The following is a 26587-nucleotide window of genomic DNA, read 5'->3' on the forward strand; positions in this document are numbered from 1 at the left end:
CTGCCATGAACCGATTCGCTCTGGTTGTGCTCCTCGCTGCGCCCGCGATGAGCGGCATGGCGCTCGCCGACGGTTGCCGCGTGACCGGCACGGTCTACGATGCCGACGGACGCCCCCTGCGTTCGGCCGTATTGCGCCTGGTCGACATCGAGACGCGCCAGTCGGCGTTCAGCGCCGCCGACACGAAGGCCGGCTTCAGCTTCGACGCGGTCGCGCCGGCCGACATCGGCCGCTACCGCATCGACGTGCTCAGCGCACCGACGACCGTCACCGGCTCGCGCATCCCGACCCGCTCGATCCTCGGCACGACGCCGACGTTCGCGTGCGGCTCGGGCCAGCTCGCGCGCCAGGACGTGCGCGTACAGGCCGACTGAAGGGTCAGCGCAAGCGGACCGCGCCGTCGACGACCTCGACCGGCAGGCCGGCGAGGCCGTTGCTGCACGGCCCGCCGAGGCAGGCGCCGTCGACGACGCGGAACGTCGCGCCGTGCGCGGCGCAGACGAGGCGACCGTCGCTGACGAGGAATCGTCCGGGCGCGTAATCGAGGCGACGACCCGCGTGCGGGCATTCGTTGTGGTAGGCGAACGCGCGCGCGCCCTGGCGCAGGACGATCAGCTCGAAACCGCCGGTCGAGCTGTCCACGTGCACCGCGATCGCGCCGCCGTCGTCGATGTCTTCGAGCCGGCACAGCGGCGCGGAGGAATCCATGGCATCCAGCACTTGTCGTGCCGGGCCGCCACCCCATATGTTTCGGGAGACTGCGTGCCCAGCGGGGCGCGCATTCTGGCATACGAACCGCCGCCCGCGTCCGGCGGCCCACGCCGGGACGGCGATGGAACGTTCGATGCCCGATGTCGTCGCGCCGGCCGTGCCGGTGCGGCGGCTCGGACGGGGTCCCGGAGGGACGCGTCCGGATCCTCGCCTACGGAGTCGTACCCATGTTCCATGCCGGCCTGCGCCTCGTGAAATCCCGCCACCCTCTCGCGCGCCTGGCTGGCGCACTGATCGCGGTTGTGCTCGTAGCCGCGCTGGTCGCGGTCGGCGTGTTCGCGTTCGCGGTGCTCGTCGTCGGTGGCGCTTTGTTCGCGCTCGTGCGTGCGGTGCGCACGCCGTCGCGACCGGCCGCAGCCGCCCCGCGCGCCGCGGCACCGGCAGGCGTCATCGAGGGCGAGTTCACCGTCGTCGACGACGGCCCTGCGCGCAAGCGCGCGCCGAGCGGCGCCTGACGCACCGCGATGGCTCCATGAAATAGCCACACGGCGGGCCTCGCTGCGGCATCGGGCCCGCGGTATACCTACACTCCCGATCGGCTCCTCGCAGCCCTCTCCGCGCGGCGCCGCGCGATGCTGGCGGGACACGCGCTCCGGCATGCGCGTTGCCCGAAAGCGTTCCACGCCGCAACCCGTTCTCCCTGAAGACTGTTCGCCATGAACGATCTGTCCCGCAGCGGTCGCCTCGACGCATCCGCCCCGACGCTGCTCGGTCCGCGCCTGCTCGTGCCGATCGCATTGCTGTCGCTGTACTTCGTCTGGGGATCCACCTACCTCGCGATCCGCGTCGCGGTGGCGAGCTGGCCGCCGTTCCTGATGGCGGCCGTGCGCTTCCTCTGCGCGGGGGGCGCGCTGTACGCGTTCCTGCGCTGGCGCGGCATGGCCGCGCCGACACGCCGCCAGTGGCTCAATTCGGCGGCGACCGGCGTCATGCTGCTCGGCTTCGGCAACGGCCTTGTCTGCTACGCGGAACAGAGCGTCGCCTCCGGCCTCGCCGCGGTCGCGGTCGCGAGCATGCCGCTGTTCGCGGCGGTGTTCGGCGGTTTCTACGGCCATTGGCCGCGCCGGCTCGAATGGCTCGGCTTGGGCGTCGGCTTCGCCGGCGTGATCCTGCTCAACCTCGGCGGCAGCATGGCCGGTTCGCCGGTCGGTGCGATCGCGCTCGTCGTCGCCGCCGGCTCGTGGGCGTTCGGCTCGGTCTGGAGCAAGCGCCGCGACATGCCGCCTGCGGCGATGAACACCGCGGCGCAGATGCTCACCGGCGGCGCCGTGCTGCTCGTGTTCGCGCTGCTCATCGGCGAACGCCTGCCGGTTTCGCCGCCGTTGTCGGCGAACCTCGCCCTCGTCTACCTCGCGATCGCCGGCTCGCTGATCGGCTTCAGTGCCTACCTCTACCTGCTCAACACGGTGCGCCCTGCGCTCGCGACGAGCTACGCCTACGTGAACCCGCCGGTCGCCGTGCTCGTCGGCGCATTGTTCGGCGGCGAAGCCGTGCACGGCTTCGACATCGTGGCGATGGCGGTGATTCTCGGCGGCGTGGGATTGATCGCGCTGGCGCGCGAGCGCGCTGCGTAGCGTTCGTCGCTCGCTCCGTTTCCATCCGCTCGCAGGACTGCGAGTCGGTCGTCGCGAAAGAGCTTGCCGTGCCGTTCAAGGGCAACGACGAACGGCGTACCGCCCCTCTCCCGCAAGCGGGAGAGGGGAAAGCGAGCAACGCGCGCTACCGACACTGCGAACCACCCGGCGACTCGCTCCGAAGAAGAGCGAACCGCCCGGTTCGAACCTCAGAGTTCCCGCAACGCGGTCGTCACCGGCAATCGCGCCGCCCGCAGCGCCGGATACAAGCCGCCGATGAAACCGATCGCGAGCGCCCACTTGAGGCCGGTCCACAACACGGGCGGTGCGACGCTGAACTCGAACGTGAGCTGGCCGGTCGTGCCCGCGGCGAGTGTCGATGCCGTGTAGCCGTTGAAGACGAGCCAGGCGATGAGGCCTCCGAGCACGCCTCCGACGAGCGCGAGCAGCATCGTCTCGAGCATGATCGCGACGACGACCGGCAGGCCACGGAAGCCGATCGCGCGCAGGGTCGCGATCTCCCGCGCACGCGTCGCGACCGCGGCGAACATCGTGTTGAGCGCACCGAACACCGCACCGATCGCCATGATCGCGCCGACCACCATGCCGATCACGGTGATCACCTTCGACGTGCCTTCGGACTGCTTGCTGAAGTAGCTGACCGTCGTGTCGACGTCGACCTGCAGGCGCGGGTCGGAGACGAGCGCGGCCTTGAACGGCTCGAACGCTTCGGGACTGGTCAGGCGCGCGAACACCGAGGTCGAGCTGTTGGCGCCGTTCGGGCGGTAGGTCGGGCCGACCACGTCGGCGTCGCCCCACAGTTCCGACTCCATCGCGTCCTTCGACTCGAAGATGCCGACGACCTTCCAGGTCTGGTTGCCGAGCTTGATCTCGTGATCGACCTCGAGTCCGTCGAACTGGCGCTGCGCGCCCTTGCCGGCGACGAGTTCGCGCAGGCCCGGGGTGAACTTGCGGCCGGCGATGATCTTCGCGTTCGTGCGCAGCTTCCACGCCATCTCGCCGATGCCGCGCAACTGCACGCTGCCGAAGTCCTCTTCGGGGTTGCCGCCTTTCATCGGCAGGTTCGCCGCGACGACGAGTTCGGGCGAAGCGATCGGCTTGCCCTGCTCGTCCTTGGCGATGCCCGGCGCCTGCGCGATGACGACCGCGGCGTCGTGGCCGAGCACCGACGAGACCTCGGACGCGGATGCACCGCGCAGCACGATCGCCATGTCGTCGCCGCCGGTGCGGCGCAATGTCTCGCGGTAGCCGTTCGCCATCGCGAGCATCGCCACGAGCACGGCGACGACGCCGGCGATGCCGACGACGATGACCGCGGACGAGCCGAGTCGCTGGCGCAGCGTGCCGACGCCGATCGCGGTGACCGAGGCGGCCTGGCGACCGCGTCGGGTCAGCAGCATCCACAGCCCGAGCAGGACGACGATCAGCAGCAGGCCTTGCCACGGCAGCAGCAGGAAGGCGATCACGCCGGCGATGACGACGACGAAGGTGAACAGTCCAATCAGGAATTTCATGCGGTTCTCCTTCAGCGGCCGGCCAGTGCGTCGACGATGTTGAGGCGCATCGCGCGGAGCGCCGGCACCGCGCCGACGACGAAGCCGATCGCGACCGCGAGGGCGATGCCGAGCCCCCAGCTCTTCGCGCCGACGTGCGCGCCGTTGATCATGCCGCCGCTCATCGCCGGCAGCGCCGCGCCGATGATGCTGACGAGCGCGAGCCCGACGAGCCCGCCGAGCAGGAGCAGCATCACCGATTCGGCGAGCACCATGCCGAGCACCTTCCGGCTGGAGAAGCCGATCGTCTTCAGCACTGCGAGCTCGTTCGTGCGCTCGCGCACGGCCTGCATCATCGTGTTGCCGGTCAGCAGCACGAGCGTGAAGAACACCGCGCCCATGATCGAGGTGACGATGAGGCCGATGTCGGCCATCTGCTTGATCCAGTTCTTCGTCGCGGCCTGCTCGGTCTGCGTCTTCGTTTCGTGGTCGGAATTGGCCGACAGCGCGTCGATCGCCTTGGCGACGCGATCGGACTGGTTGACGTCGCTCACGCGGCTCACGTACCAGCCCACCGCACCGCGGTTGTACGGCGTGGTCTCGTCGAAGGTCTTCCAGTGCAGCACGATCATCTGGCTCTGGAACGCCTTGTTGTCCTTCGACTTCATCGTGCCGACGATCTGGAAGCTCCAGTTCTTGCTGCCTTCCTTGTTCGGGAAGATCTGCGACTGCAACGGCAGGCGGTCACCGATCTTCCACTTGTACTTCTTCATGAGGATGTCGCCGACGAGCACGCCGTCCGCGGTCGCGTCGAACGCCTTGCGGTCGTTCGCATCGACTTCGACTTCGGGATAGACGTCGAGGTAGTTGTCGCTGACCGCGAACGTGAAGATCTGGTTGTGCGGGTCCTGATAGGCACCGCCGAACCAGTTCGCGTGCGCGACGTCCTTGACGCCGGGTACCGCCGCGATCTGCTGCTGCAGGCTCTTCGGCAACGGCTGGATGAACGACAGTTTGGCGCCGGTCTGCAGGCGCTCGGCGCCGTTCGCCGACTGGCCCGCCTCGGCGAACGAGACGCGCACCGCGTCGAGCAGGCCGAACAGCAGGAACGCCATGATGATCGACAGCAGGGTGAGGATCGTGCGGGTCTTGCGCCGGAACAGCGCCGCCCAGATCAGGTGCAGGTATTTCATCGCGGCCTCCGTCAGGCGTGCTGGGCCTGTTCGACGAGCGTGCCCTTGTCCAGATGCAGCGTGTGGCTCGCGTACTCGGCCGCCTTCGGATCGTGCGTGACCATGATGATGGTCTTGCCGTGCTGCCGGTTCAGCGTCTGCAGCAGGCCGAGCACGTCCTCGGCGGACTGGCGGTCGAGGTCGCCGGTCGGCTCGTCGCAGACGAGCAGGTCGGGGTCGGAGACGATCGCGCGCGCGATTGCGACGCGCTGCTGCTGGCCACCCGACAGCTCCGTCGGCTTGTGGCTCGCGCGCTCGGCGAGGCCGACGAGCTGCAGCGCGATGCTCGCGTTGTTCTTGCGCTGCGCCGCCGACAGGTTGGTCAGCAGCAGCGGCAGTTCGACGTTCTTCTGCGCCGACAGCATCGGCAGCAGGTTGTAGAACTGGAAGATGAAGCCGACGTGCTCGGAACGCCACTTCGCCAGCGCGCCTTCGCCGAGGCGGTCGATGCGCTCGCCGCCGACGCTGATGCTGCCGTCGGTGGGCGAATCGAGGCCGCCGATCAGGTTGAGCAGCGTGGTCTTGCCGGAACCGGACGGCCCCATCAGCGCGAGGAAGTCGCCCTTCGCGATGTCGAGTTCGATGTGGTGCAGCACCTCGACCTTCTGCTTGCCGCGCTCGTACACCTTGCTGACGTTGCGGATCTCGACCAGGTTTGCCATGACGGTTGTCCTCGGTTTTTGCAGTCGTTCGTGTTGGTCGCGCCGGCTGCCCGGCGCACGATCGCGGCATGCGGCCCGCGCTACCGGCGGGTCGTGCCCGCCCCTGCTCGTCGCGCGCCGCGACGGCGCGCCGTCCTGCTGCTTCGACGCTACTTCCTGACCGCGACGCGCGCGCCGTCGGCGAGTTCGGCCGTCGGCTCGCGCACGATGCGCGTGCCGACGCCGACGCCTTCGACGAGGCGCTGGTCGGCGTAGGTCTGGCCCGGCGTCACCGCGCGCATGCGCGCGCGGTCGCCGTCGAGCGCGAACACGACGCTCCTGCCATCGCGCTGCACGATGCTCGCGGACGGCACGAGCACACCCTTCGGCGCCTCCGCCGCGACGGCCTTCGGCTTGTTCGTGTCTTCGAGGAACGACACGCGCACGCCCATGTCGGGCACGATGCGTTCGTCCTTCTGTTCCATCGCGACGCGCACCTTCACGGTCGCCTTGCCGCGATCGGCGGTCGGGATGATCGCGATGACGTGGCCGGGGATCTTCCATTCCGGATACGCGTCGAGGACCGCCTCGACCGGCTGCTTCGCGGTGACGCGGTTGATGTAGGACTCGTTGACGTCGACCTCGACCTCGAGCGAATCCATGTCGACGATCGTGCCGACGCCGGTGCGCGTGAAGCCACCGCCGGCCGACAGCGGCGAGACGATCTCGCCCGGCTGCGCCGCCTTCGCGATCACCACGCCGGCGAACGGCGCGCGGATCGTGCAGTAGTCGAGCTGCACCTGCGCGCCGTCGACCGCGGCCTTGGCGACATCGACCTGGCGCCGCTGCGACTCGAACAGCGCCGCCTGCGAATCGACCTGCGTGCGCGCGAGCTCGACCGCCTGCTTCGACACGAGCTTGCGGCCGACCAGTTCCTCCGCACGCGCGACGTCGCGCCTGCTCTGCGCGAGCTGGGTGCCCAGTTGCACGAGCTGCGCCTGCGCCGCGCGATAGCCGGCCTCGGCTTGCGCGAGCTGCGCCTTCTGCGCGGTGTTCTCCAGGTGCGCGAGCACCTGGCCCGCCTCGACGCGCTCGCCTTCCTCGATGAGCACGTCGGTGAGCGTGCCGGTGATCTGCGCCGACACGGTCGCCTGGCGCCGCGCGGTGACGTAGCCGGTCGCCTGCAGTACCGCGAGCGGGCCGGTGCCGGCGGCACTCGGCGCGTTCGCGGTCACCGCCTCGACCTCGATCGCCTTCGCGTCGTGCATGAACCACCAGCCGCCGCCGACGGCGAGGCCGAGCACGAGCACGCCGGCGACGGCGCCGATCCACGCGCCCGCGCCGCGACCGGCGCGCGGCGCGCTGCGATCGATGCGCAATTGTTGCAACAATTCCGATTTCTCCATGCCACACCGCTCCCGCGTGGACGCACAGCTCTCAAGTCTGCCATAGACTGGTGCCTGCACCGCCGCGGAACAAGCCGCGGCGGTCACGCGACGGAGATGACAGGTGTCACCAGCGTCGGCCGGCTATTCCGGCAAACCGGTCTGGCAAAAACTCGGCCTCGCGGCCGAGCTGCGCGTGCTCGTGCGCGACGCGCCGTCCGACTACGCGGCGCTCGTCGGCCGCGCGCCGGAACAGCTGCGCCTCGTCGGCGCTCGCGCGGCGTTCGACTTCGCGCACGTATTCGTCACGACGCGGGCGCGGCTCGCCGCGGAACTCGCCGCGCTCGACGCGCGCCTGCCCGACGAGGGGACGATCTGGGTGTCGTGGCCGAAGAAGGGTTCGAGCGTCGCCAGCGACGTGGTCGAGGGCACCGTGCGCGAGGTCGCGCTGCCGCTCGGCCTCGTCGACGTCAAGGTCTGCGCGGTCGACGCGACTTGGTCCGGACTCAAGCTCGTGCGACGGCGCGAGCGGCGCGGCACGCGTCGAGCGCTGCTATCCTGACGCGATCGCTGCCGCGGACCCCGTCATGACCTTCGCCATCGCCGCACCATTCGTGCCGAGCCTGCCGGTCGCCGGCGACGACATGCGCTTCCCGATCCGGCGCATCTACTGCATCGGGCGCAACTACGCCGAGCACGCGAAGGAAATGGGTGCGAGCGTCGAACGCTCGCAGCCGATGTTCTTCATGAAACCGGCCGACGCAATCGTCGCCGACGGAGGCGACATCGCCTATCCATCGGCGACCGCCGACCTGCACCACGAAGTCGAGATGATCGTCGCGCTCGCGCGCGGCGGCCACGACATCCCGCGCGAGCACGCGCTTGACTGCGTGTTCGGCTACGGCGTCGGCCTCGACCTCACCCGACGCGACCTGCAGGCCGCGGCGAAGGCGAAGGGGCATCCGTGGGACGCGGCGAAGGGCTTCGACGCGTCGGCACCCGCGTCGGCGCTGCATCGCGTCGCCGACGTCGGCCATCCGCGCCGTGCGCGCCTCTCGCTCGAGGTCAACGGCGAGTTGCGCCAGCAGGCCGACATCGCCGACATGATCTTCGACGTCGCCGCGATCATCCACGAGTTGTCGCGGTTGTGGACGCTCGCACCCGGCGACCTCCTCTACACGGGTACGCCGGCCGGTGTCGCCGCGTTGCGGCGCGGCGATCGCGTGGTCGCCGTGCTCGACGACATCGCGCGGCTCGAAGGCCGGATCGTGTGATGGCCATGCCATCGCGCGCACGCGTCGGCGCGTCGGCGCTCGCGCTGCTGCTCGCGGGCCTCGCGATACCCGCGCAGGCACAGTCGATCCGCGATGCGAACATCGCCGCCGGGCGCATCCGCAGCGACCTGCCCGCCGGCGTCGGGGTGACGGGCCACTGGCTCGAGATCGCCTACGGCCAGCCCGGTGCCGAGGGCTGCCTGTGGGATTCGGCCGCGTCGTTCTCCGCCTGCCCGGCGCGCGCAGGGTGGCCGGATCGCCCCGACGGCACGCCGGTCTGGGCCGGCGGACAACAGCGCAGCGAGGCCTGCGGCGGCTCGACCACGCGCGTCGGCGACTCGTGGGTCGGTTGCCTCGCCTACGACCAGAACCCGTATTTCGCGCTCGGCAATCCCGCCAGCGCGTACTGGGTGCTGGTCGCCAACGACGAGCCGAGCTTCGACCAGTGCAACGAAGGTCCGCCCGGCTCGTCGCACCGCGTCGCCAGCGCGAGCGCGCAGCCGCGCACGATGTTCAAGCTCGACGTGCTGTCGAACGCGCCCGCGCCGGGCAAGCGCCTGCGCTTCGCGGTCGACCTCGGCGACAAGGACTTCTTCTGCGCGCGCACCGGTCGCTACGAATACAGCATCCCGTTCCTATCCGTCGGTGCGCAAGACGGGCGAGGCAACAGCGGTCCGGTCGGCTACGTGAACCGGCGCGGCTCGCCGCGCGGAACGATCGTGTTCGACGCCGCGATCAGCAGCCACGCCGCGATCGCCTGCCGCAGCGGCACGCAATCGATCTGCTCGCCGTCCTCGCTCGGCGTCCACGCGGGCCTCTATGCGTACGCGACCTGGGGCGGCGTGCCGCGCCTCGTCTTCATCGACCTGTACGGCTCGGGCGCGCTCGACTATTCGGGCGGTCCGCCCGGCGAGTCGAAATGGAACTGGCCGGTGCGCGACAGCTTCCAGTACCCCGGCGCGGAAGTGCTCTTCTTCGTCGCCGGCGAGTCGATGCTCACGTACTGCGGCATCGACGTCGCGCGCCTGCCGCTGCAGGGCACGCGCGTGCGCTACTCGATCGACCTCGGCAAGGTACTCGCCTGCGCCGATGCGCGTGGCCTGCCGACCCAACCGATGCCCGACGGCGACATCGCGCTCGACGGCGTGCACTGGTACATCGAAGGTTCGGGCACGCAGGGTTCGCTCGGCCTCGACGTGTCGGCGATCGAGACCGCCGTGTTCGTCGACGGCTTCGACTGATCCGGCACGGCGACCCAACGTCGACGCAGGCAAACATCTGTTGCGGCGCCACCAAGGCGGCCGTGCAATCGAGGTAAAGTGCGCGCGCCGACGTATCGGCGCGACGTCCGACCCTGGAGGAAACCGCAATGGGCATGCTTTCCGAGTTCAAGGCCTTCGCAATGCGCGGCAACGTGATGGATCTCGCCGTCGGCGTGGTCATCGGCGCCGCGTTCGGCAAGATCGTCACCTCGCTGGTCGACCAAGTCATCATGCCGCCGATCGGCATGCTCATCGGCGGCGTCGACTTCTCCGCCTACAAATGGGTCCTCCACCCCGCCGGCGCCGACGGCAAAGGCGAGGTCGCGCTGCAGTACGGTGCGTTCCTCAACACGATCATCCAGTTCGTCATCGTCGCGCTCGCGATCTTCCTCGTCGTCAAGATCATGAACCGCATGATCAAGAAGGAAGAGGCCGCGCCGGCGGCGCCGTCCGCGGAAGTCGTGCTGCTGACCGAGATCCGCGACCTGCTCAAGAAAGGCTGAACGCGTGCGCCGGCCGTCGCCGCGAGGGCGGCCGGCGCAAGCGGTTCCATCGTTTCCGTGACGTTTGGCCCGCTGCGCTCCACCGCGGGCGGCGCATACTCCGGGTTTGCCCTCGATCGGAGTATCGCCATGCTTCGCCTGCGTCCGCTCGCCCTCGCCCTCCTGCTGCCATGCGCGCCCGTGTTGGCGGCGAACAAGCCGACCGCGATCGCCGCGGCGGACCTCGAAACGGCCGCGCACCTGCGCGACCAGGCGCTGCAGGACGACACCGCGTACGACTTCGTCGCCGGCATCACCACCGAGATCGGCGCGCGCCTCGCCGGCGGGCCGAACGACGAGAAGGCACGCGAGTGGACGATCGCGAAGTTCCACGCGCTCGGCTTCGACAAGGTATGGACCGAGCCCGTGACGTATCCGAAGTGGGTGCGTCGCAGCGAGCACGGCGAGATCCTGGCGCCGTACGCGCAGCCGCTCGCGCTCGTCGCGCTCGGCTACTCCGCCGCGACGCCCGCCGGCGGCCTCGAAGCCGAGGTCGTCGGCTTTCCGACGCTCGACGCCCTCAAGGCGGCCGACCCGGCGACCCTGCAGGGCAAGATCGTGTTCGTCGGCGCGCGCATGCAGGCCTACCGCGACGGCCACGACTACGGCATCGGCTCCGCGGTGCGCACCGGCGGCCCCGCGATCGCCTCGCACAAGGGCGCCGCGGCGTTCCTGCTGCGCTCGGCCGGCACCGACAGCAATCGCCTGCCGCACACCGGCGTCACCAACTTCACCGGTGCGACGCCGATCCCCGCGGCCGCGCTGTCGGCGCCCGACGCCGACCTGCTCGAACGCATGCTCGCGTCCGGCAAGCCGGTGACGATCCGCCTCGCGCTCGACTGCGGCATCGAAGGCCAGTACACCGGCGCCAACGTGATCGCCGAGCTGCGCGGCTCGAAGAAGCCCGACGAGTACTTCGTGATGGGTGGCCACCTCGATTCGTGGGATCCGGGCACCGGCGCGATCGACGACGCCGCCGGCGTCGCGATCGCCACGGGCGCGGCGAAGGTCATCGCGGGCCTGCCCAAGCGCCCCGCGCGCAGCATCCGCGTGGTCGCGTTCGCGAACGAGGAATCGGGCCTGTTCGGCGGCAAGTCCTACGCCGAAACGCACAAGGCGACGATCGGCAAGGCCGTTCTCGGCAGCGAATCGGACGCCGGCGCGGACCGCATCTGGAAGATCACCGCGAGCGTGAAGCCGGCCGCGCGCGACGCGATCGCGCAGATCGCCGCGGTGCTGCAGCCACTGGGCATCGAGTACGACGCGAAGGAACCCGGCAACGGCGGATCGGACCTGTCGGCCGTCCACGCGGTCGGCATGGCCGCGGTGTCGTTGCACCAGGACGCGACGCGCTACTTCGACTGGCACCACACCGCCAACGACACGCTCGACAAGATCGATCCGCAGCAGCTGCGCCAGAACGTCGCCGCGTACGCGGTCACCGCGTATCTCGCCGCGCAGGCGGACGGCGACTTCGGCTCGAAGCCGGGCGCGTGGGCGAACGAGCACGAATGAGGGCCACCGCCGGCGTCAGGCGCCGGCGAACGTCATCTTCAGCGCGAACGCGGCCGACATGAGCGCGAGCAACGCGGTCGACACCGCGAACCAGCCGCGCTCGACGCTGCGGTTCGCGGTCGCGTCGGCGAGCACGAGCGCGAGCGGGAACAGGCCGAACAGGTAACGCGCGAGCGACATCAGCGTGCCGGTCGCGAGCGGCGCGAGCAGGCCGAGCGCGAGGAACAGCGCGAGCGAAGGCTCGCGCCGGCGCCACAGCGCGACGCACGCGGCGATCCCGCCGAGCGCCGCGGCGAGGTTGAGGTAGCGGAAATTCCAGTCCTCGATCGCGAGGCGGGGCTGCTGCAGCACGTCGACGAACGGCATCAGCGGCCAGGTCGGATGGCGTCCCCACGCGTGCTGGATGCCGCTGAACGCGAGCGCGTTGCCGGTCGCTGCATGCAGTTCGGCCATGAACGCGAGCAGGCCGAGCGGCGCGCAGGCGAGTGCGAGCCACGCCTCGCGTGGCAGCATGCGCCGGCGCGGCCACATCCAGAGCGCGAGCGCCGGCAGCAGGAAGAGACCGGCGAGGCGCGTCGCGCTCGCCAGCGCGAGCAGCACGGCGACCCAGCCCCAGCGCCCGCGCAGCGCGGCGAGGAACGCGCCGGCCGAGACGAGCAGGAACAGTGCCTCGCTCCACGGCAGCGCGCCGAAGTAGCTGACCGGGAACAACGCGAGCGCGAGCACCGCGCGTTCGGCCGCGGGCGGCTCGCGCCCGAGCGCGAGCGCGAGCCGGTGCAGCACGACGAGCGCGGCGAGGAACGCGAGGTTGGCGAGCAGCATGCCCGCTACGCGCACGTCGCCGATCACGTCGGCGAGCGCGCGCCAGAGCAGCGGATGCAACGGGAAGAACGCCCAGTTCGCCGGGCGCGTGGTGTCGAACGCGCGCTCCTCGTAGCCGTGCTCGACGATCGTCGCGTACCAGCCGCCGTCGTTGTAGAGCGCGAAGTCGCGCAGGGTGTGCGCGAGCTCGTGCGCACCGACCTGCGCGCTCGGCATCGCCAGCTGCTCGCGGCCGGGCGGATAGCCGAGCTGCAGCTGCGTGGCGAGCAGCCACACCGCGAAGATCACGCCGCGCGACAGCGCGAACGCGAACAGCGCAACGCGCAGCGAACGCAGCCAGCCGGCTTCGCCGAGGCTGCGCGCGTACGGCAGGGGCATCGCGAGCGCATTCATGGGCAGGTTCCGTGCTCGAACGCACTAGCGTGCGAGCCCGGTGTTGCGGAACGATGACGGCGGCGATCAGCCCGGGGGCGACTGGCGCCAGTATTCGCCGAGCAGCACGGCGACGCTCGCGGCGACGTTGAGGCTCTCGATCGCGCCGCTGCCCGGGATCGTCAGGCGCAGGTCGGCCGCGGCGATCATCGGCTCGCTCATGCCCTCGCCTTCCGCGCCGAGCACGAGCACGAGGCGCCGCGGCAACGTCGTCGCGTACAGCGGCGCGCCGTCGCGCGGCACGGTCGCGGCGAGCGCGTAGCCGCGTGCGTGCAGGTCGCGCAGCGCCTGCTGCGCGTCGTCGGCGTGAGCGAGCGGCACGACCTCCGCGGCGCCTTCGGCGACACGCGCGGCGGCACCGGACACGTCGAGGCCCGCGCGCGCGGGCACGATCACGCCGCCGACGCCGAAATGCGCCGCGCTGCGCAGCAGCGCGCCGAGGTTGTGCGGGTTGCCGACGCCGTCGAGCCAGAGCAGCAGCGATGCCGTCGGCGCGGGCGGCTGAGCATCGAGCAGCGCCGACAGGGCGATCGGCTCGGGCCGCAGCAGGTCGAAGCAGACGCCTTCGTGGTGGCGCGACGCGGTCAGGCGATCGAGGTCGTCGGCCTCGACCACGCGATAGCCGATGCGCCGCTGCACGCACCACGCGAGCACCGTCTTGAGCGCACCGATGCGCGCCTCGCTGAGGTAGACCTTGCGCAGCGCCTCGGGGCGCCGCGCGAACGCGGCGAGGCAGGCGTTGAGCCCGTACAGGCGCTGCTCGCGCGACGACGGCGCTTCGCGCGGGACCGACGGCGCGGCATCCGCGGCGGCAGGACGATGTCCGCCGCCGCGCGCAGGCGCGTCGCTGCGCGCGCCGCGCCGGTCGTCGCGCGCGGGCGACGGCGGCGGACGCTTGCCGGCCTCCGCCTGGCGCTCGCGCTCGCGCTCGCGCTCGCGTCGCGACGGGCGCTCCGTGCGCGGCTTCGCGCCCGCCCAGGGGGAATCCGGTCGTGTGTCCTTGGCCATCGTCGTCCGCTCAGCGCCCGGTTTCGGGCGTCGCCATTGTTGCAGATTCGCGCGCGCCTGCCGGCGCATCGAGCTCGCGCCGCACGCGCGCGTACATGACGATGTCGAGCAGTTCGCCGCGCTTGACCACGGCCGACTTGTGCACGCCTTCGCGCTCGAATCCGGCCTTCTCGAGCACGCGCATCGAGGCCGGATTGTTCGCGTAGACGGTCGCGTACAGCCGATGCAGCCGGAATGCGCCCATCGCGCGCGGCGCGAACGCGCCGATGATCGCGCTCATGAGGCCGCGGCCCCAGTAGCGCCGGCCGAGCCAGTAGCCGAGTTCGGCCGAGTGCCGATGCACGTCGGTACCCGGATGCAGGCTGACGCCGCCGACCGCCGCGCCGTCGAGGTCGATCGCCCACGCGCGGTCGGACTCGTCGACCGCGCGCGCGAGCCAGGCGCGACCGTCGTCGCCGGTGTACGGATACGGGAAGCGGTCGCGCAATCCGCGCGAGACGTCGGCGTGGCTCGCGTTGGCGACGAGGCTGTCGAGGTCGTCGCTACGCCACGGTCGCAGCCGCGCGACACCGCATTCGAGGCGGGGCAACGGCAGCGTGTCGGGATCGGTGGCCATGCGGCGATCGTACCGTCACCGCGCGCCGCCATGCAGCCCGGCAGACCGCGGGCCGGCCGGCGCAGCGTCGCACTCGCCGGCTGCGCGACGGGATCAATGATCCGCGACGACCGCCGGAGCCGCGGCGCTGCGCACGGGCTTGAGCAGGAGCAGCAGCGGGATCGACACGACGGTCATGACCATCATGAGCCAGAAGTCGTCGAGGAACGCGATCGCGCTCGCCTGGCGCGTGACTTCGCCGTTGAGCGCGGCGAGGTTCGCAGCGCCGTGGCCGAGCGTCGCCGCGAGCTGCGCCGCGTTGTCGCCGAACGGGGTCAGGCGCGTGGCGATCTCGGCGTGGTTGAGCTGGGTGTTGCGCGACAATAGGGTCATCACGATCGAGATGCCGACGCTCGAGCCGATGTTGCGCATGAGGCTGAAGATGCCCGCCGCTTCGGTGCGCGCACCCGTCGGCAGGGTCGAGTACGCGATCGTCGAGATCGGCACGAACACGAGGCCGAGGCCGAGGCCCTGCACGACGCCGGTGACGACGATCGTCGACTGCGGCACGTCGAGGTTGAAGCGCGTCATCGCCCACAGCGAATACGCGGTGAGCAGCATGCCGATGCCCGCGAGCACGCGCGCGTCGGCGCCGCGCGCGAGCAGGCGGCCGACCAGCATCATCGCGATCAGCGTGCCGACGCCGCGCGGCGCGAGCAACAGGCCGGTCGTCACCACCGGGTAGTTCATGAGGCCCTGCAGGAACGGCGGCAGCAACGCCATCGTCGCGAACAGCACGACGCCGAGCACGAAGATGAACAGGCTGCTGGCGAGGAAGTTGCGATCGGCGAACAGGCCGAGGTCGAGGAAGGGCCTGGCGCTGAACTTCCAGTGCACCGCGTAGAGGTAGAAGCCGAGGAAGGCGAGCGCAGCCTCGACCTGGATCTCGACCGAGCCGAACCAGTCCTGCTGTTCGCCGCGATCGAGGAACAGCTGCAGCGCGCCGATGCCGATCGCGAGGAACGCGAAGCCGCGCCAGTCGAAACGCGATTGGCGCGTCTCGTCGGTCGGCAGGCTCGCGGCGACGCCGAACAGCGCGAGCGCGCCGATCGGCACGTTGATGAGGAACACCCAGTGCCAGCTGTAGCTGTCGGTGAGCCAGCCGCCGAGCGGTGGCCCGAGGATCGGGCCGACCATCACGCCCATGCCCCACAGCGCCATCGCCGCGCCGTGCTTCTCGCGCGGATAGACGTCGAGCAAGGTCGATTGCGACAGCGGCACGAGCGCGGCGCCGAACAGGCCCTGCAACAGGCGGAACGCGACCATCGCGCCGATGCCCGTCGCCATGCCGCACAGCACCGACGCGAACGTGAATCCGGCGATCGCGATCAGCAGCAGGCGGCGACGCCCCATCACCGAGGCGAGCCAGCCGGTCGCCGGTGTGGCGATCGCCGCGGCGACGATGTACGAGGTGAGCACCCAGGAGATCTGGTCCTGCGTCGCCGACAACGTGCCCTGCATGTTCGGCAGCGCGACGTTGGCGATCGTCGTGTCGAGCGCCTGCATGAGGGTCGCGAGCATCACCGAGGCGACCAGCAGGCCGCGGTTGGGGACTTCGCGATGGGTGGCGACGGCGGTGCTCACGGTTGCCTCAACGCAGGGCGTCGCCGAGCGTGCTCGCGTGGCAGGTGTAGGCCTCGCGGGCGATGCGCCGCGCGATCTCGCGATACACCGGCGACAGCTCGCCGGTACGGTCGGCGAAGGCGAATTCGATGTCGAAGGTCGCGGCGGCCGGGGCCGGTGCGGCGTGCTGCCATGCGATGGCGTCGGTCAGGGGTTCGTAGCTCTGTTCACGAAACATGGTCTGTATCCGTTCGGTTCGGTTCGGTTCGGGGTCGTGGTGCGGGCCGTCTTGGCGCGGCCCGTCGGTGGATCACGGCGCCTGTGCGACGCTCGTTTGCGGCTGCGGTTCGCGGCCCTGCCAGCGGCCGATCACCGAGTTCTGCTTGCCGGTGTCGATCTCGACCACCGCGCTCATGCCCGCGCGCAGGATCATGCCGTCCTGCTGCGCGCCGTCGAGCGCGAGGCGCACCGGGATGCGCTGCACGATCTTCACCCAGTTGCCGGTCGCGTTCTGCGCGGGCAGCAGCGAGAACTCCGAACCCGACGCGGGGCTGATCGAGGCGACGCGCGCCTGCCACTTGCGACCCGGGAACGTGTCGACTTCGATCGTCGCCGGCTGGCCGGCGACGACGTGGGTGAGATCGGTCTCCTTGAAGTTCGCGTCGACCCACAACGTGTTGGCGACCAGCGGCATCGCGGCCTGGCCGACCGCGAGGAAGTCGCCCGGCTGCAAGGTGGTCTTGCCGATCGTGCCGTCCATCGGCGCGCGCACGGTCGCATGATCGAGATCGAGCTTCGCCTGCGCGAGCTGCGCCAGCGCGAGCTTGTAGCCGGCGAGCTGCTCGTCCGGCGTGCTCGGCAGGCCGCCGAGCATGTTCCGCGCCTTGCTCAGCGCCGCGTTGTTCGAATCCTGCTTCGCGCGCGCGGCGGCGAGGTTGTTGGCCGCGTCGTCGAGCGCCTGCTGCGCGATCAGCCCGCGACCGCGCAGTTCCTTCATGCGCTCGAACTGCTGCTTCTTGTAGTCGAGGTCGGCTGCGGCCGAACGGACGTCGGCCTGCGCGCCGTTGTAGCCGCTGCGCGCGGCGTCGAGCAGGCTCTGCACCGACTCGACCTGCGCCTGCATGCGTGCGGCGGCGATTTCGAGCGGCTCGGGATCGATGCGGAACAGCAGGTCGCCCTTGTGCACGACCTGGTTCTCGCGCACCGCGACCTCGACGACGCGACCGCCGACCTGCGGCGCGATCGTCACGCGATCGGCCTGCACGTAGGCGTTGTCGGTCGAGGCGTAGCGCCCCGAGGTGAGGTACAGCCAGGCGCCGACGCCGAGCACGAGCGCGGGCCCGGCGATCCAGAGCGTCGTGCGCAGCCAGCCGCGCCTGCGCGGCGCCGCGGCCGGGGTGTCGATCTGCGGTTGCTTGTCGGTCATGACGGTTCTCGCTGGTCGTTGGTCGCGCCCTCGTCGAGCGCGAGCAGGTTGTCCTTGAGCTGCGTGAGCACGCGCAGCAATGCATCGAAATCGGTGGGCTTGACGCCGCGCAGCGCTTCCTCGCGCAGGGCGGCGCCGATCACTTCCATCTCGTCGACGATCGCGTGCGCCTTCGCCGTGAGGTGCAGGCGCCAGCGCCGGCGGTCGGCCGGATCGGCGCGGCGCTCGACGAAGCCGGTCTTCTCGAGGCGGTCGACGACGCGACCGACCGGGATCGGCTCCATGTCGAGGTAGTCGGCGAGCTCGGTCTGGCTCAGGCCTTCGTGACGGCGGATCACCTTGAGCGCGCGCCACTGCGCGCGGGTGAGCTCGAGCCGGGTCGCGCGGCGGTCGAAATGCTTGCGCATGAGCCGCGTGACGTCGTGCAGGAGGTAGGCGAACGTGTTGTCGGTTGTCTTGATCATGGTTGCTGCGAATATTATGTCCTAGGCAATATAATTTCAATACCCTGCGGTACAAATTGTTTGCAGCGCAGCATGTGCCGCGATAAATAGAAAAAGAAACAATAGGTTGCGTGGATCCGGCGATCGGCGACGGCCGGCGCGGCGTAGCACAACCCCGGCAACCCGCGCGTTGTGACGCGCGTCGGAGGCAGGACGCACGAGGCGGAGTTGCGGGGTGAGCGATGGATCGCGACCCTAGCAACGACTCGACGCCGACGCCGCCCGCGATGACCTCTTCCCTCCGCCTCATCGAAGCCGACATCACCACGCTCGCCGTCGATGCGATCGTCAACGCAGCGAACGACAGCCTGCTCGGCGGCGGCGGCGTCGACGGCGCGATCCACCGCGCCGCCGGCCCCGAGCTGCTCGAGGCCTGCCGCACGATTCCGCGGCGCGGCGGCGCGCGCTGCCCGACCGGCGAAGCGCGCATCACGCCCGGCTTCCGCTTGCCGGCGCGCTGGGTGATCCACACCGTCGGCCCGGTCTGGCGCGGCGGCACGCACGGCGAAGCGGACCTGCTCGCCGCGTGCTATCGGGCGACGCTCGCGCTCGCGCAGCAGCACGGCGTCGCGACGATCGCATTCCCGGCGATCAGTTGCGGCGTGTACGGCTATCCGATCGATGCGGCGACCGCGATCGCCGTGCGCGAGGCTCGCGAATGGCTCGCGCACGGACGCGGACCGCGTGAACTCGTGTTCTGCACGTTCGGTGCGGCGATCGCGGACGCGTACCGGCGTGAGCTCGCCCGGGCTCCCGCCTGACGATCCGTACGCGAAGGCATGTCGATAGACGCACGCGTCATGTGTTCGCGCCCTCGCGTTTAGCCGGCATTTAACGCCGACGATGCTTGCATGCGCACACCTCGACAGGAGCCCATCGCATGCAGCCCGGATCCGCCGCCGACGCCTGGCTCGCCGACGTCCGCACCACGCTCGCGCTGTCGCCGCGATCGCCGACGGCGCCGGCGATCGCGCGGCTCGCCGATGAACTCGCCGCGCGCGCGCTGCGTTTCGACCTGCCCGCCGCGCGCGCTCTCGCCGCCGAGCTCGCCGCGCACGGCCGCTACCATCGGCGCCTGGTCGCCGCGAACGACGACGCGTCGCTGACCGCGCTGCTGATCTCGTGGCCGCGCGCGCACCGCACGCCGCTGCACGATCACGCGGGGCTGTGGGGCATCGAACTCGTGCTCGACGGTGCGCTCGAAGTCGAGGAGTACCGCCTCGACGGCGGCGATCCCGCCCGCGCCCAGCCGGTGCCGCAGCGTCGCCTCGTGCTCGGTGTCGGCGATGCCGCGGTGTTCGGCGGCGGCGACTACGCGCACCGCTGTCGCAACCTGTCGGCGACGCATGCCGCGCTGTCGCTGCACGTCTACGGCGGCGTGCTCGACCACCATCATGCGTACGACGCCACCCCGCGCGGCGACTACATCGCACGCCCGCAACGCGCGCACGTCGACGCGCACCTGGGCGCCTGATGCGCGAGGAGAATGCCATGCGACGCATCGCCGTCATCGGTGGCGGCGCGGCCGGCTCCGCGCTCGTCGCCCGCCTGCTGCGCGACGCCGCGTCGCACGGCGCGCCCGCCTTCGCGCTGCACTGGTTCGGCGGCCGGCGTGCGCCCGGACGCGGGGTCGCCTACGACACCGCCGACCCGCTGCACCTGCTCAACGTGCGCGCGGCGAACATGAGCCTGTTCGCCGACGCGCCCGACGACTTCCTCGGTTACGCGCAGGCGCGGGGGATCGCCGCGAGCGACGGCCAGTTCCTGCCGCGCTCGATCTACGGCGACTACCTCGACGCGACCTTGTCGAGCCTACGCGCGACCAGCGGCCGCGAGGTCGACCTCGTGCTGCACGCCACCGAGGCGGTCGCGCTGCGACCGCGCGCGGACCGGCGCTTCGAGGTCGTCGCGCGCGACCACGATGCGGTCGTCGCCGACGAGATCGTGCTCGCGATCGGCGCGTTGCCGCCCGCGGCCTTGCCGGGCGTCACGCCGGCCGCCCTCGCGAGCGGCGCCTATGCGACCGATCCGTGGGGTCCGCTGACGCCGCTGCGCACGCCCGGCCACGTGCTCGTGATCGGCACCGGCCTCAGCGCGGTCGACGCGCTGCTCGGCGCCGCTGCACGCTGGCCGCGCGCGCTGCTCACCGCGGTCTCGCGCCGCGGCCGCCTGCCGGCGCTGCACGCCGACCACGTGCTCGCTCCCTACGCCGGACGCGAAGCGCTGCTGCGCGACCTCGGCGGCGACGCCGATCCGCGGCGCTGGCTGCGGCGCTTCCGTGCCGCCACGCACGACCCGACGGTCGACTGGCGCGCCGTGCTCGATGCGGTGCGTGCGCAGACGCCGCGCCTGTGGGCGACGCTCGACGAAACCCGGCGCCGGCGTTTCCTGCGCCACCTGCGCCCGCTGTGGGAGGTCGCGCGCCATCGCGTGCCGCCGCAGACCGCGGCGCGCATCGAGGCGTTGCGCGCTGGCGGGCGCCTGCGCGTGCTCGCCGCGCGCGTCGCCTCGATCGACGGCCGCGGACCGCTGCGCGTGCGCCTCCACCCGCGCGGCGAAGCGCGCCCGCACGCACTCGCGGTCGACCATGCGATCCAGGCGACCGGTCTCGAGGCCGACGCGCGCTCGACGCCGCACGTGCTGGTGCGCCAGCTCGTCGACGAACGCCTCGTGCGCGCGGACGCGCTCGGCCTCGGCCTCGCCGCGGCCGCGGACGGCCGCCTGCTGCGCGCGGAAGGCACGCCATGGCCGAACCTGCACGCACTCGGCACCCTGCTGCGCGGCAGCCTGTGGGAGTGCGGCGCGATGCCGGAAATCCGCACGCTCGCCGGCGAGGTCGCCGCCGGCCTGCTCGCCCGCGCCGCGCAGGGCGCCGCCGCGACCGTGCGCTGAGCGGATACGCCGCCGCACGGCCCCGTCCGGTGGACGGCCGGCGCATATGCGCATAACCATGCGTTCTTTCCGCGCCGCCGCGCGGAGGCCTAGCATCCGTGGCTCATGGACGTTTGGACGTCCAGATGGATGGATGCCGTGTCCGCCGTGCCGCCGCTGCCGATCGTTCCCTTGCCCGAGGAGAAGTCCGCCGAGGCGCTGCGCCTGCTCGAAGGCCTCGATGCCCCCGCGCTCTGGTGGTTGTCGGGCTATGCCGCGGCGCTCGCGCGCCACCACGGTGGCGCGACGCCGCGGCCCGCCGCTTCGCCCGCGCGCGAAGCCGTCGCGCAGGAACGCCTGACGATCGTCTACGGCAGCCAGACCGGCAACGCGAAGCGGCTCGCCGAGCAGCTCGCGCGCGACGCCGAGGCCGCCGGCCTCGCGGTGCGGCTCGTCCGCGCCGGCGCGTATCCGCAGCGCGAACTCAAAGCCGAACGCCTGCTCGTCGTCGTGATCAGCACGCAGGGCGACGGCGATCCGCCCGACGACGCGCGCGGCTTGGTCGAGTTCCTCGCCGGCAAGCGTGCGCCGCAGCTCGCCGACCTGCGCTACGCCGTGCTCGCGCTCGGCGATTCGAGCTACCCGCAGTTCTGCGCGATCGGCCGCCGCGTCGACGCGCGCCTCGCCGAGCTCGGGGCGGTGCGCCTGCTCGACACGGGCGAGGCCGACGTCGACATCGAGACCGTTGCCGCGCCATGGCTCGCGCGCACGCTCGAACTCGCTCGCGAAGCGCTCAAGCCCGTCGCCGCGCGCAGCGCGACCGTCACGCCGCTGCGCACGGCGGCTCCCCTTGCCCCCGCCAGCGAATGGACGCGGGCGCGGCCGTTCGCGGCCGCGCTGCTGGCGAACCAACGCATCGTCGCGCGCGACGGCGCGCGCGACGTCCGCCACGTCGAACTGTCGCTCGCCGATTCCGGCCTCGCCTACGAACCCGGCGACGCCCTCGGCGTGTGGCCGATCAATCCGCCCGCGCTGGTCGCCGCCGTGCTCGAGGCGACCGGACTCGATGGCGACGCACCCGTGCGCCACGACGGGCGCAGCCTGGGATTGCGCGACTGGCTCGCACGCGAGCGCGAGCTCACGCGCCTTGCGCGCCCGTTCGTCGCGCTGCACGCGGCGCGCGCACGCAGCGACGATCTCAACCGCCTGCTCGCGCCGGACCGGCGCGAGGCGCTCGCCGCGCTGCTCGCGAGCCGCCAGCCGATCGACCTGCTGCGCGAGTACCCGGCCGCATGGGATGCCGAGGAGTTCGTCGCCGCGTTGCGTCCGCTCGCGCCGCGGCTTTACTCGATCGCGTCGAGCCGCAAGGCGGTCGGCGACGAAGCGCACCTCACGGTCGGCGTGGTCGACTACGAGGCGTTCGGTGCGCGCCATGTCGGCGCCGCCTCGCAGTTCCTCGCGCGGGCGGACGACGACGCGCGCGTGCCTGTCTACGTCGAACCGAACGAGCGTTTCCGCCTCCCCGCGGACGCCTCGCGCGACGTCGTCATGATCGGCCCCGGTACCGGCATCGCGCCGTTCCGCGGCTTCGTGCAGGAGCGCCGCGAGACCGGCGCCGCCGGTCGCAACTGGCTGCTGTTCGGCAACCGCCATTTCCACAGCGAATTCCTCTACCAGACCGAATGGCAGGACGCGCTGCGCGACGGCAGCCTGCATCGCCTCGACCTCGCCTGGTCGCGCGACGGCGCTCGCAGCTACGTGCAGGACCGCCTGCGCGAACACGGCCGCGAGCTCCACGCATGGCTCGACGGCGGCGCGCACCTGTACGTATGCGGCGACGCGACGCGCATGGCCAGGGACGTGCACGCGGCGCTGCTCGACGCGTTCGTCGCGCACGGCGGGCTCGAGCGCGAGCGCGCCGAGGAACGCCTGCTTCAGCTCGCCGAGGAGGGCCGCTATGCGCGTGATGTGTACTAGGGAAGGCCTCGGCATGGGGGAATCGCGGCTGAAGCCGCTCCCACGGGATCGAGGCTTCGCGCGAGCGGCGTCAGTCGCGATGGCGGTTGTTTCGACGGCCCTTCCATGCGCCTGTCGACCGATGCCGCCCTGAAGTCCGGAGCGGCCGTCCGTGGCCGCGCGTTTGAACGAGAGCAGTCCCCAATCCCATGTCCACCGCACTTTCCGAACTCGAACGCATCAAGGCCGACAGCCGCCACCTGCGCGGCACGCTCGCCGCGAGCCTCGCCGATCCCGTGACCGGCGCGATCGGCGAAGCCGACAACAAGCTGCTGAAGTTCCACGGCAGCTACCAGCAGGACGATCGCGACCTGCGCGACGAGCGCCGCCTGCAGAAGCTCGAACCCGCCTACGCGTTCATGATCCGTGCGCGCCTGCCCGGCGGGGTGGTCACGCCCGCGCAATGGCTCGCGTTCGACGCGATCGCGCGCGACCATGCGAACGGGACCCTGCGCATCACGACGCGGCAGACGTTCCAGTGGCACGGCGTGATCAAGCGCGACCTCAAGGCGACGATCGCCGCGATCAACGCGAGCCTCGTCGACACGATCGCCGCATGCGGCGACGTCAACCGCACCGTGGTCGCCTCCGCCAACCCGGTCGAGTCGTCCGCGCACGCCGACGCGTACGCGTGGGCGAAGCGCCTGTCCGAGCACCTGCTGCCGAAGACGCGCGCCTACCACGAGATCTGGCTCGACGAAACGCCGCTCGGCGCCGAGGGCGCGCACGAACTCGCGCGCGTCGCCGGCGGCGACGAGGTCGAGCCGCTGTACGGCGCGACCTACCTGCCGCGCAAGTTCAAGATCGGCATCGCGGTGCCACCGACGAACGACGTCGACGTGTTCGCGCAGGACCTCGGCTTCATCGCGATCATCGAGGACGGCGCGCTCGCCGGCTTCGACGTCGCGATCGGCGGTGGCATGGGCGCGACGCACGGCGACCCTTCGACCTATCCGCGCCTCGGCGACGTGGTCGGCTTCGTCCCGCCCGAGCGCGTGCTCGACGTCGCCGAGCACGTGATCGGCGTGCAGCGCGACTGGGGCAATCGCCGCGAGCGCAAGCATGCGCGCCTCAAGTACACGATCGACCACCACGGCCTCGGCGCGTTCGTCGCCGAGCTCGAGCGGCGCCTCGGCTTCGCGCTCGAGCCCGCGCGCGAATTCCGCTTCGAGCACAACGGCGACCGCTACGGCTGGATCGAAGGCGGCGACGGTCGCTCCCACCTCACCCTGCAGGTCGAAGCCGGTCGCATCGCCGATCGCGACGGCCAGGCGTGGCTGAGCGGGCTGCGCGAGATCGCGCGCGCGCATGCCGGAACGGAGTCGAAGGTCGAATTCCGCCTCACCTGCAACCAGAACCTCGTCGTCGCGAACGTCGATGAGGCGCAGCGCGCGACGATCGACGCGCTCGTCGCACGCCACGGCCTCGACGGCTGGCGTCGCGGCAGCGCGATCCGCCGCCATGCGGTCGCCTGCGTCGCGCTGCCGACCTGCGGCCTCGCGATGGCGGAGGCGGAGCGCTACCTGCCCGACCTGCTCGCGAAGATCGAGCGTCGCCTCGACGCGCACGACCTCGCCGACGCCCCGATCCTGTTGCGCGTTTCCGGTTGCCCGAACGGCTGTTCGCGGCCGTACCTCGGCGAGATCGCCCTGGTCGGTCGCGCGCCGGGTCGCTACGACCTGCGCCTCGGCGCCGACTTCGCCGGGCGCCGTCTCAACCGCGTGTTCCGCGAGAACATCGCCGAAACCGAGATCCTCGACGCGCTCGACCTGCTGTTCGCGCGCTACGCCGGCGACCGCGCGCACGGCGAAGGCTTCGGCGACTTCCTGCTGCGCGCCGGCGTCGTCGCACCGGCGACGCGTATCGCTGCCGAGGTGACCGCATGATCCCGCCCGACATCGTCAGCGCCGCCGAGGACGCGCGCGCGCTGGCCGACCTCAACCGCTGGCTCTCGCAGCAGGACGCCGACGCTCGCGTCGACTGGATGCTCGACACCCTGCCCGGCGCGCACGTGCTCTCGTCGAGCTTCGGCGCGCAGGCGGCGGCGAGCCTGCACCTCGTCACGAGCCGGCGGCGCGACGTGCCGGTCATCCTCATCGACACCGGCTACCTGTTCGCGGAAACCTACCGCTTCGCCGACACGCTGACCCAGCGCCTCGGCCTCAACCTCAAGGTGTACCGCCCGCAAATCGGCATCGCCTGGATGGAAGCGCGCCATGGCCGGCTGTGGGAACAGGGCCTCGACGGCATCGAGCGCTACAACCGCCTGCGCAAGGTCGAGCCGATGCAACGCGCGCTCGACGAGCTCGGCGCGCGCACCTGGTTCGCCGGCCTGCGCCGCGCGCAGTCGGCGAGCCGCGCGGGCACGAACTTCGTCGAACTGCGCAACGGCCGCTGGAAGGCGCATCCGATCGCCGACTGGAGCGACCGCGACGTCGGCCGCTACCTCGCGCGACACGAGCTGCCGTACCATCCGCTGTGGGACGAGGGCTACGTGTCGATCGGCGACGTGCACACGACGCACCGCTGGGAGCCGGGCATGAGCGCCGACGACACGCGCTTCTTCGGCCTCAAGCGCGAATGCGGGCTGCACCTCGAGGTGTGAGGCGCAGCCGCGCGCTGCGCGTCATTGCAGCGGCAGGGTCGAACTCGGTGCACCGTCGCTGGTGTTGCCGCTGTTTCGGTTGTTGCCGAACGACAGCACGCGGCCGCCCTTCGCCGGCTTGACGCCGATCGCGTTGCCGGTGGTCGTGCTGCCGGACAGGCGCACCGTGCTGCCGGCGCCGTACGCGAACACGCCGCTCGCGACGTTGTGCGCCGCGAGCACGCCGTCGAGCACGAGCGACACGGGCTGCACTTCCTCGTACGCGGAGAAGCCGTTGCCGCCGTTCTCGCTCGCCACGCTGTCGCGCACCGCGACCGCGGACGCGCCGGAGACGAGCAGGCCGTCGGCGTTGTTGGCGACGAGCTGCACGCGCTCGAGCGTCGCGTTCACGCTGGCGTTGCCGCCGGGCTGGATCGCGATGCCCGCGCCGCCCGCGACCGCGTCGCCGCAGCCGCGCACGAGCGTGTCGCGCACGACCACGCTGACCGGATTCGTCGACGGCGCCACGCTGATGCCGCTGCCGCGGAAGTTGTCGATCTCGCCGTTCTCGACGATCAACGTGCCGCCGCCGAGGAAACGCACGCCGGACGCCGAACCGGAGCCGCTCGCGTCGACGAACTTGAGGCCGCGCAGCGTTACGACGTCGGTAGGCGCGGCGTTGACGACGACGCCGTTGGTGCCCGACGTGAGGATGCTGGCGACGACGCCGTCGGCTTCGATCGTGATCGACTTGGTGATCGTCACCGCGCCGTAGCCGGCCGGATCGAGCGCGTTGATGACGCCTTTCGCGGCGGTCTTGCTGATCGCGCCCGCGAAGGTCTTGCACGGCGCCGTGCGGCTGCACGGATTGGCGTCGTCACCGACGCCGGAAACCCAGGTACGGGTGGCCTGGGCGTGGGCGGCACCGGCCGCGAACATTGCAACGAGAAACGACGCCGCGAAGCGGCGGACGAAGGCATGCATGGTGGTGTCCCCC

At 71.2% G+C, this 26587-nt stretch carries 27 protein-coding genes; 14 read left to right on the forward strand and 13 right to left on the reverse strand.

Translation table 11 applies throughout. From position 1 onward, the window contains the following. Nucleotides 1-5: 5 nt before the first annotated feature. Entirely contained in the window at nucleotides 6-374 is a 369-nt protein-coding gene (locus FHW12_RS13800) for a carboxypeptidase-like regulatory domain-containing protein (RefSeq protein WP_182531607.1), read from the forward strand. Between the two features lie 4 nt (nucleotides 375-378). On the opposite strand, the gene FHW12_RS13805 is transcribed toward FHW12_RS13800, so the two are convergent. Further along, nucleotides 379-708 carry a Rieske (2Fe-2S) protein gene (locus FHW12_RS13805; RefSeq protein WP_182531608.1) on the reverse strand — a complete coding sequence of 110 codons (330 nt, stop codon included), beginning with the start codon at nucleotides 706-708 and terminating at the stop codon, nucleotides 379-381. A 230-nt stretch (nucleotides 709-938) separates the two neighbouring features. Here FHW12_RS13805 and FHW12_RS13810 point away from each other — a divergent pair, with 230 nt between their 5' ends. Together FHW12_RS13810 and yedA are read left to right on the forward strand one after the other, a co-directional pair. Beyond that, nucleotides 939-1226: a hypothetical protein gene (locus FHW12_RS13810; protein ID WP_182531609.1), complete on the forward strand. Its 288-nt coding sequence runs from the start codon at nucleotides 939-941 to the stop codon at nucleotides 1224-1226. Between the two features lie 201 nt (nucleotides 1227-1427). Next, nucleotides 1428-2345 (forward strand): drug/metabolite exporter YedA, encoded by a 918-nt coding sequence (yedA, locus tag FHW12_RS13815; RefSeq protein WP_182531610.1) that lies wholly within the window; start codon nucleotides 1428-1430, stop codon nucleotides 2343-2345. 209 nt (nucleotides 2346-2554) lie between these two features. Here yedA and FHW12_RS13820 read toward each other — a convergent pair whose 3' ends face one another. The 4 genes from FHW12_RS13820 to FHW12_RS13835 all read right to left on the reverse strand — a co-directional run bounded on the left by FHW12_RS13820 (nucleotide 2555) and on the right by FHW12_RS13835 (nucleotide 7138). Continuing rightward, nucleotides 2555-3880: an ABC transporter permease gene (locus tag FHW12_RS13820; RefSeq protein WP_182531611.1), complete on the reverse strand. Its 1326-nt coding sequence runs from the start codon at nucleotides 3878-3880 to the stop codon at nucleotides 2555-2557. 11 nt (nucleotides 3881-3891) lie between these two features. Then, on the reverse strand, nucleotides 3892-5052 hold the full coding sequence (locus FHW12_RS13825) for an ABC transporter permease (protein ID WP_182531612.1): 1161 nt from the start codon (nucleotides 5050-5052) through the stop codon (nucleotides 3892-3894). 11 nt (nucleotides 5053-5063) lie between these two features. Then, a complete protein-coding gene (locus FHW12_RS13830) occupies nucleotides 5064-5753 on the reverse strand; it encodes an ABC transporter ATP-binding protein (RefSeq protein WP_182531613.1) in 690 nt (229 codons plus the stop codon). Between the two features lie 149 nt (nucleotides 5754-5902). Further along, entirely contained in the window at nucleotides 5903-7138 is a 1236-nt protein-coding gene (locus FHW12_RS13835; RefSeq protein ID WP_182531614.1) for an efflux RND transporter periplasmic adaptor subunit, read from the reverse strand. Between the two features lie 103 nt (nucleotides 7139-7241). On the opposite strand from FHW12_RS13835, the gene FHW12_RS13840 reads away from it, so the two are divergent. From FHW12_RS13840 to FHW12_RS13860, 5 genes are all read left to right on the forward strand, one after another. Continuing rightward, nucleotides 7242-7679 (forward strand): DUF3052 family protein, encoded by a 438-nt coding sequence (locus FHW12_RS13840; protein ID WP_182531615.1) that lies wholly within the window; start codon nucleotides 7242-7244, stop codon nucleotides 7677-7679. Between the two features lie 25 nt (nucleotides 7680-7704). Next, entirely contained in the window at nucleotides 7705-8391 is a 687-nt protein-coding gene (locus FHW12_RS13845; RefSeq protein WP_182531616.1) for a fumarylacetoacetate hydrolase family protein, read from the forward strand. Beyond that, nucleotides 8391-9632 (forward strand): hypothetical protein, encoded by a 1242-nt coding sequence (locus FHW12_RS13850; protein ID WP_182531617.1) that lies wholly within the window; start codon nucleotides 8391-8393, stop codon nucleotides 9630-9632. Before FHW12_RS13845 ends, FHW12_RS13850 begins: the two co-directional genes overlap by 1 nt. A gap of 128 nt (nucleotides 9633-9760) precedes the next feature. Continuing rightward, nucleotides 9761-10156: a large-conductance mechanosensitive channel protein MscL gene (gene mscL / locus FHW12_RS13855; RefSeq protein WP_182531618.1), complete on the forward strand. Its 396-nt coding sequence runs from the start codon at nucleotides 9761-9763 to the stop codon at nucleotides 10154-10156. A 129-nt stretch (nucleotides 10157-10285) separates the two neighbouring features. After that, entirely contained in the window at nucleotides 10286-11710 is a 1425-nt protein-coding gene (locus FHW12_RS13860) for a M28 family peptidase (RefSeq protein ID WP_182531619.1), read from the forward strand. Nucleotides 11711-11725: 15 nt separating this feature from the next. Here the strand turns inward: FHW12_RS13860 and FHW12_RS13865 are convergent, their stop codons facing one another. From FHW12_RS13865 to FHW12_RS13895, 7 genes are all read right to left on the reverse strand, one after another. Then, nucleotides 11726-12925, reverse strand: a complete 1200-nt coding sequence (locus FHW12_RS13865) for a mannosyltransferase family protein (RefSeq protein WP_182531620.1) — start codon at nucleotides 12923-12925, stop codon at nucleotides 11726-11728. Between the two features lie 66 nt (nucleotides 12926-12991). Next, entirely contained in the window at nucleotides 12992-13972 is a 981-nt protein-coding gene (locus tag FHW12_RS13870) for a TrmH family RNA methyltransferase (RefSeq protein ID WP_220484455.1), read from the reverse strand. Between the two features lie 10 nt (nucleotides 13973-13982). Further along, nucleotides 13983-14588, reverse strand: a complete 606-nt coding sequence (locus FHW12_RS13875; protein WP_182531621.1) for a GNAT family N-acetyltransferase — start codon at nucleotides 14586-14588, stop codon at nucleotides 13983-13985. Nucleotides 14589-14681: 93 nt separating this feature from the next. Next, nucleotides 14682-16211: an MDR family MFS transporter gene (locus tag FHW12_RS13880; protein ID WP_220484456.1), complete on the reverse strand. Its 1530-nt coding sequence runs from the start codon at nucleotides 16209-16211 to the stop codon at nucleotides 14682-14684. 7 nt (nucleotides 16212-16218) lie between these two features. After that, nucleotides 16219-16428, reverse strand: a complete 210-nt coding sequence (locus FHW12_RS13885; RefSeq protein WP_182531622.1) for a hypothetical protein — start codon at nucleotides 16426-16428, stop codon at nucleotides 16219-16221. A gap of 72 nt (nucleotides 16429-16500) precedes the next feature. Then, nucleotides 16501-17616: an HlyD family secretion protein gene (locus tag FHW12_RS13890; protein ID WP_182531623.1), complete on the reverse strand. Its 1116-nt coding sequence runs from the start codon at nucleotides 17614-17616 to the stop codon at nucleotides 16501-16503. Further along, complete coding sequence (locus tag FHW12_RS13895) at nucleotides 17613-18080, reverse strand: MarR family winged helix-turn-helix transcriptional regulator (RefSeq protein ID WP_182531624.1); 468 nt, start codon at nucleotides 18078-18080, stop codon at nucleotides 17613-17615. The genes FHW12_RS13890 and FHW12_RS13895 overlap by 4 nt, the downstream gene beginning before the upstream one ends. Before the next feature lie 266 nt (nucleotides 18081-18346). Between FHW12_RS13895 and FHW12_RS13900 the strand changes: the two genes are divergently transcribed. The 6 genes from FHW12_RS13900 (at nucleotide 18347) to FHW12_RS13925 (ending at nucleotide 25611) form a co-directional block, all read left to right on the forward strand. Next, entirely contained in the window at nucleotides 18347-18880 is a 534-nt protein-coding gene (locus FHW12_RS13900; protein ID WP_182531625.1) for an O-acetyl-ADP-ribose deacetylase, read from the forward strand. A 119-nt stretch (nucleotides 18881-18999) separates the two neighbouring features. After that, the gene (locus FHW12_RS13905; RefSeq protein WP_182531626.1) at nucleotides 19000-19593 is read left to right on the forward strand and encodes a cysteine dioxygenase; all 594 of its coding nucleotides are present in this window, start codon (nucleotides 19000-19002) and stop codon (nucleotides 19591-19593) included. Between the two features lie 17 nt (nucleotides 19594-19610). Further along, nucleotides 19611-21011, forward strand: a complete 1401-nt coding sequence (locus tag FHW12_RS13910) for an FAD/NAD(P)-binding protein (RefSeq protein WP_182531627.1) — start codon at nucleotides 19611-19613, stop codon at nucleotides 21009-21011. A gap of 129 nt (nucleotides 21012-21140) precedes the next feature. Further along, nucleotides 21141-22967 (forward strand): assimilatory sulfite reductase (NADPH) flavoprotein subunit, encoded by a 1827-nt coding sequence (locus tag FHW12_RS13915; protein ID WP_182531628.1) that lies wholly within the window; start codon nucleotides 21141-21143, stop codon nucleotides 22965-22967. A 188-nt stretch (nucleotides 22968-23155) separates the two neighbouring features. Further along, complete coding sequence (gene cysI, locus FHW12_RS13920) at nucleotides 23156-24892, forward strand: assimilatory sulfite reductase (NADPH) hemoprotein subunit (RefSeq protein ID WP_182531629.1); 1737 nt, start codon at nucleotides 23156-23158, stop codon at nucleotides 24890-24892. Continuing rightward, the gene (locus tag FHW12_RS13925) at nucleotides 24889-25611 is read left to right on the forward strand and encodes a phosphoadenylyl-sulfate reductase (RefSeq protein ID WP_182531630.1); all 723 of its coding nucleotides are present in this window, start codon (nucleotides 24889-24891) and stop codon (nucleotides 25609-25611) included. The genes cysI and FHW12_RS13925 overlap by 4 nt, the downstream gene beginning before the upstream one ends. A 21-nt stretch (nucleotides 25612-25632) precedes the next feature. On the opposite strand, the gene FHW12_RS13930 is transcribed toward FHW12_RS13925, so the two are convergent. Next, complete coding sequence (locus tag FHW12_RS13930; RefSeq protein ID WP_182531631.1) at nucleotides 25633-26574, reverse strand: right-handed parallel beta-helix repeat-containing protein; 942 nt, start codon at nucleotides 26572-26574, stop codon at nucleotides 25633-25635. Nucleotides 26575-26587: the final 13 nt, after the last annotated feature.

The organism is Dokdonella fugitiva, assembly GCF_014138265.1.
Taxonomy (GTDB): Bacteria; Pseudomonadota; Gammaproteobacteria; order Xanthomonadales; family Rhodanobacteraceae; genus Dokdonella_A; species Dokdonella_A fugitiva_A.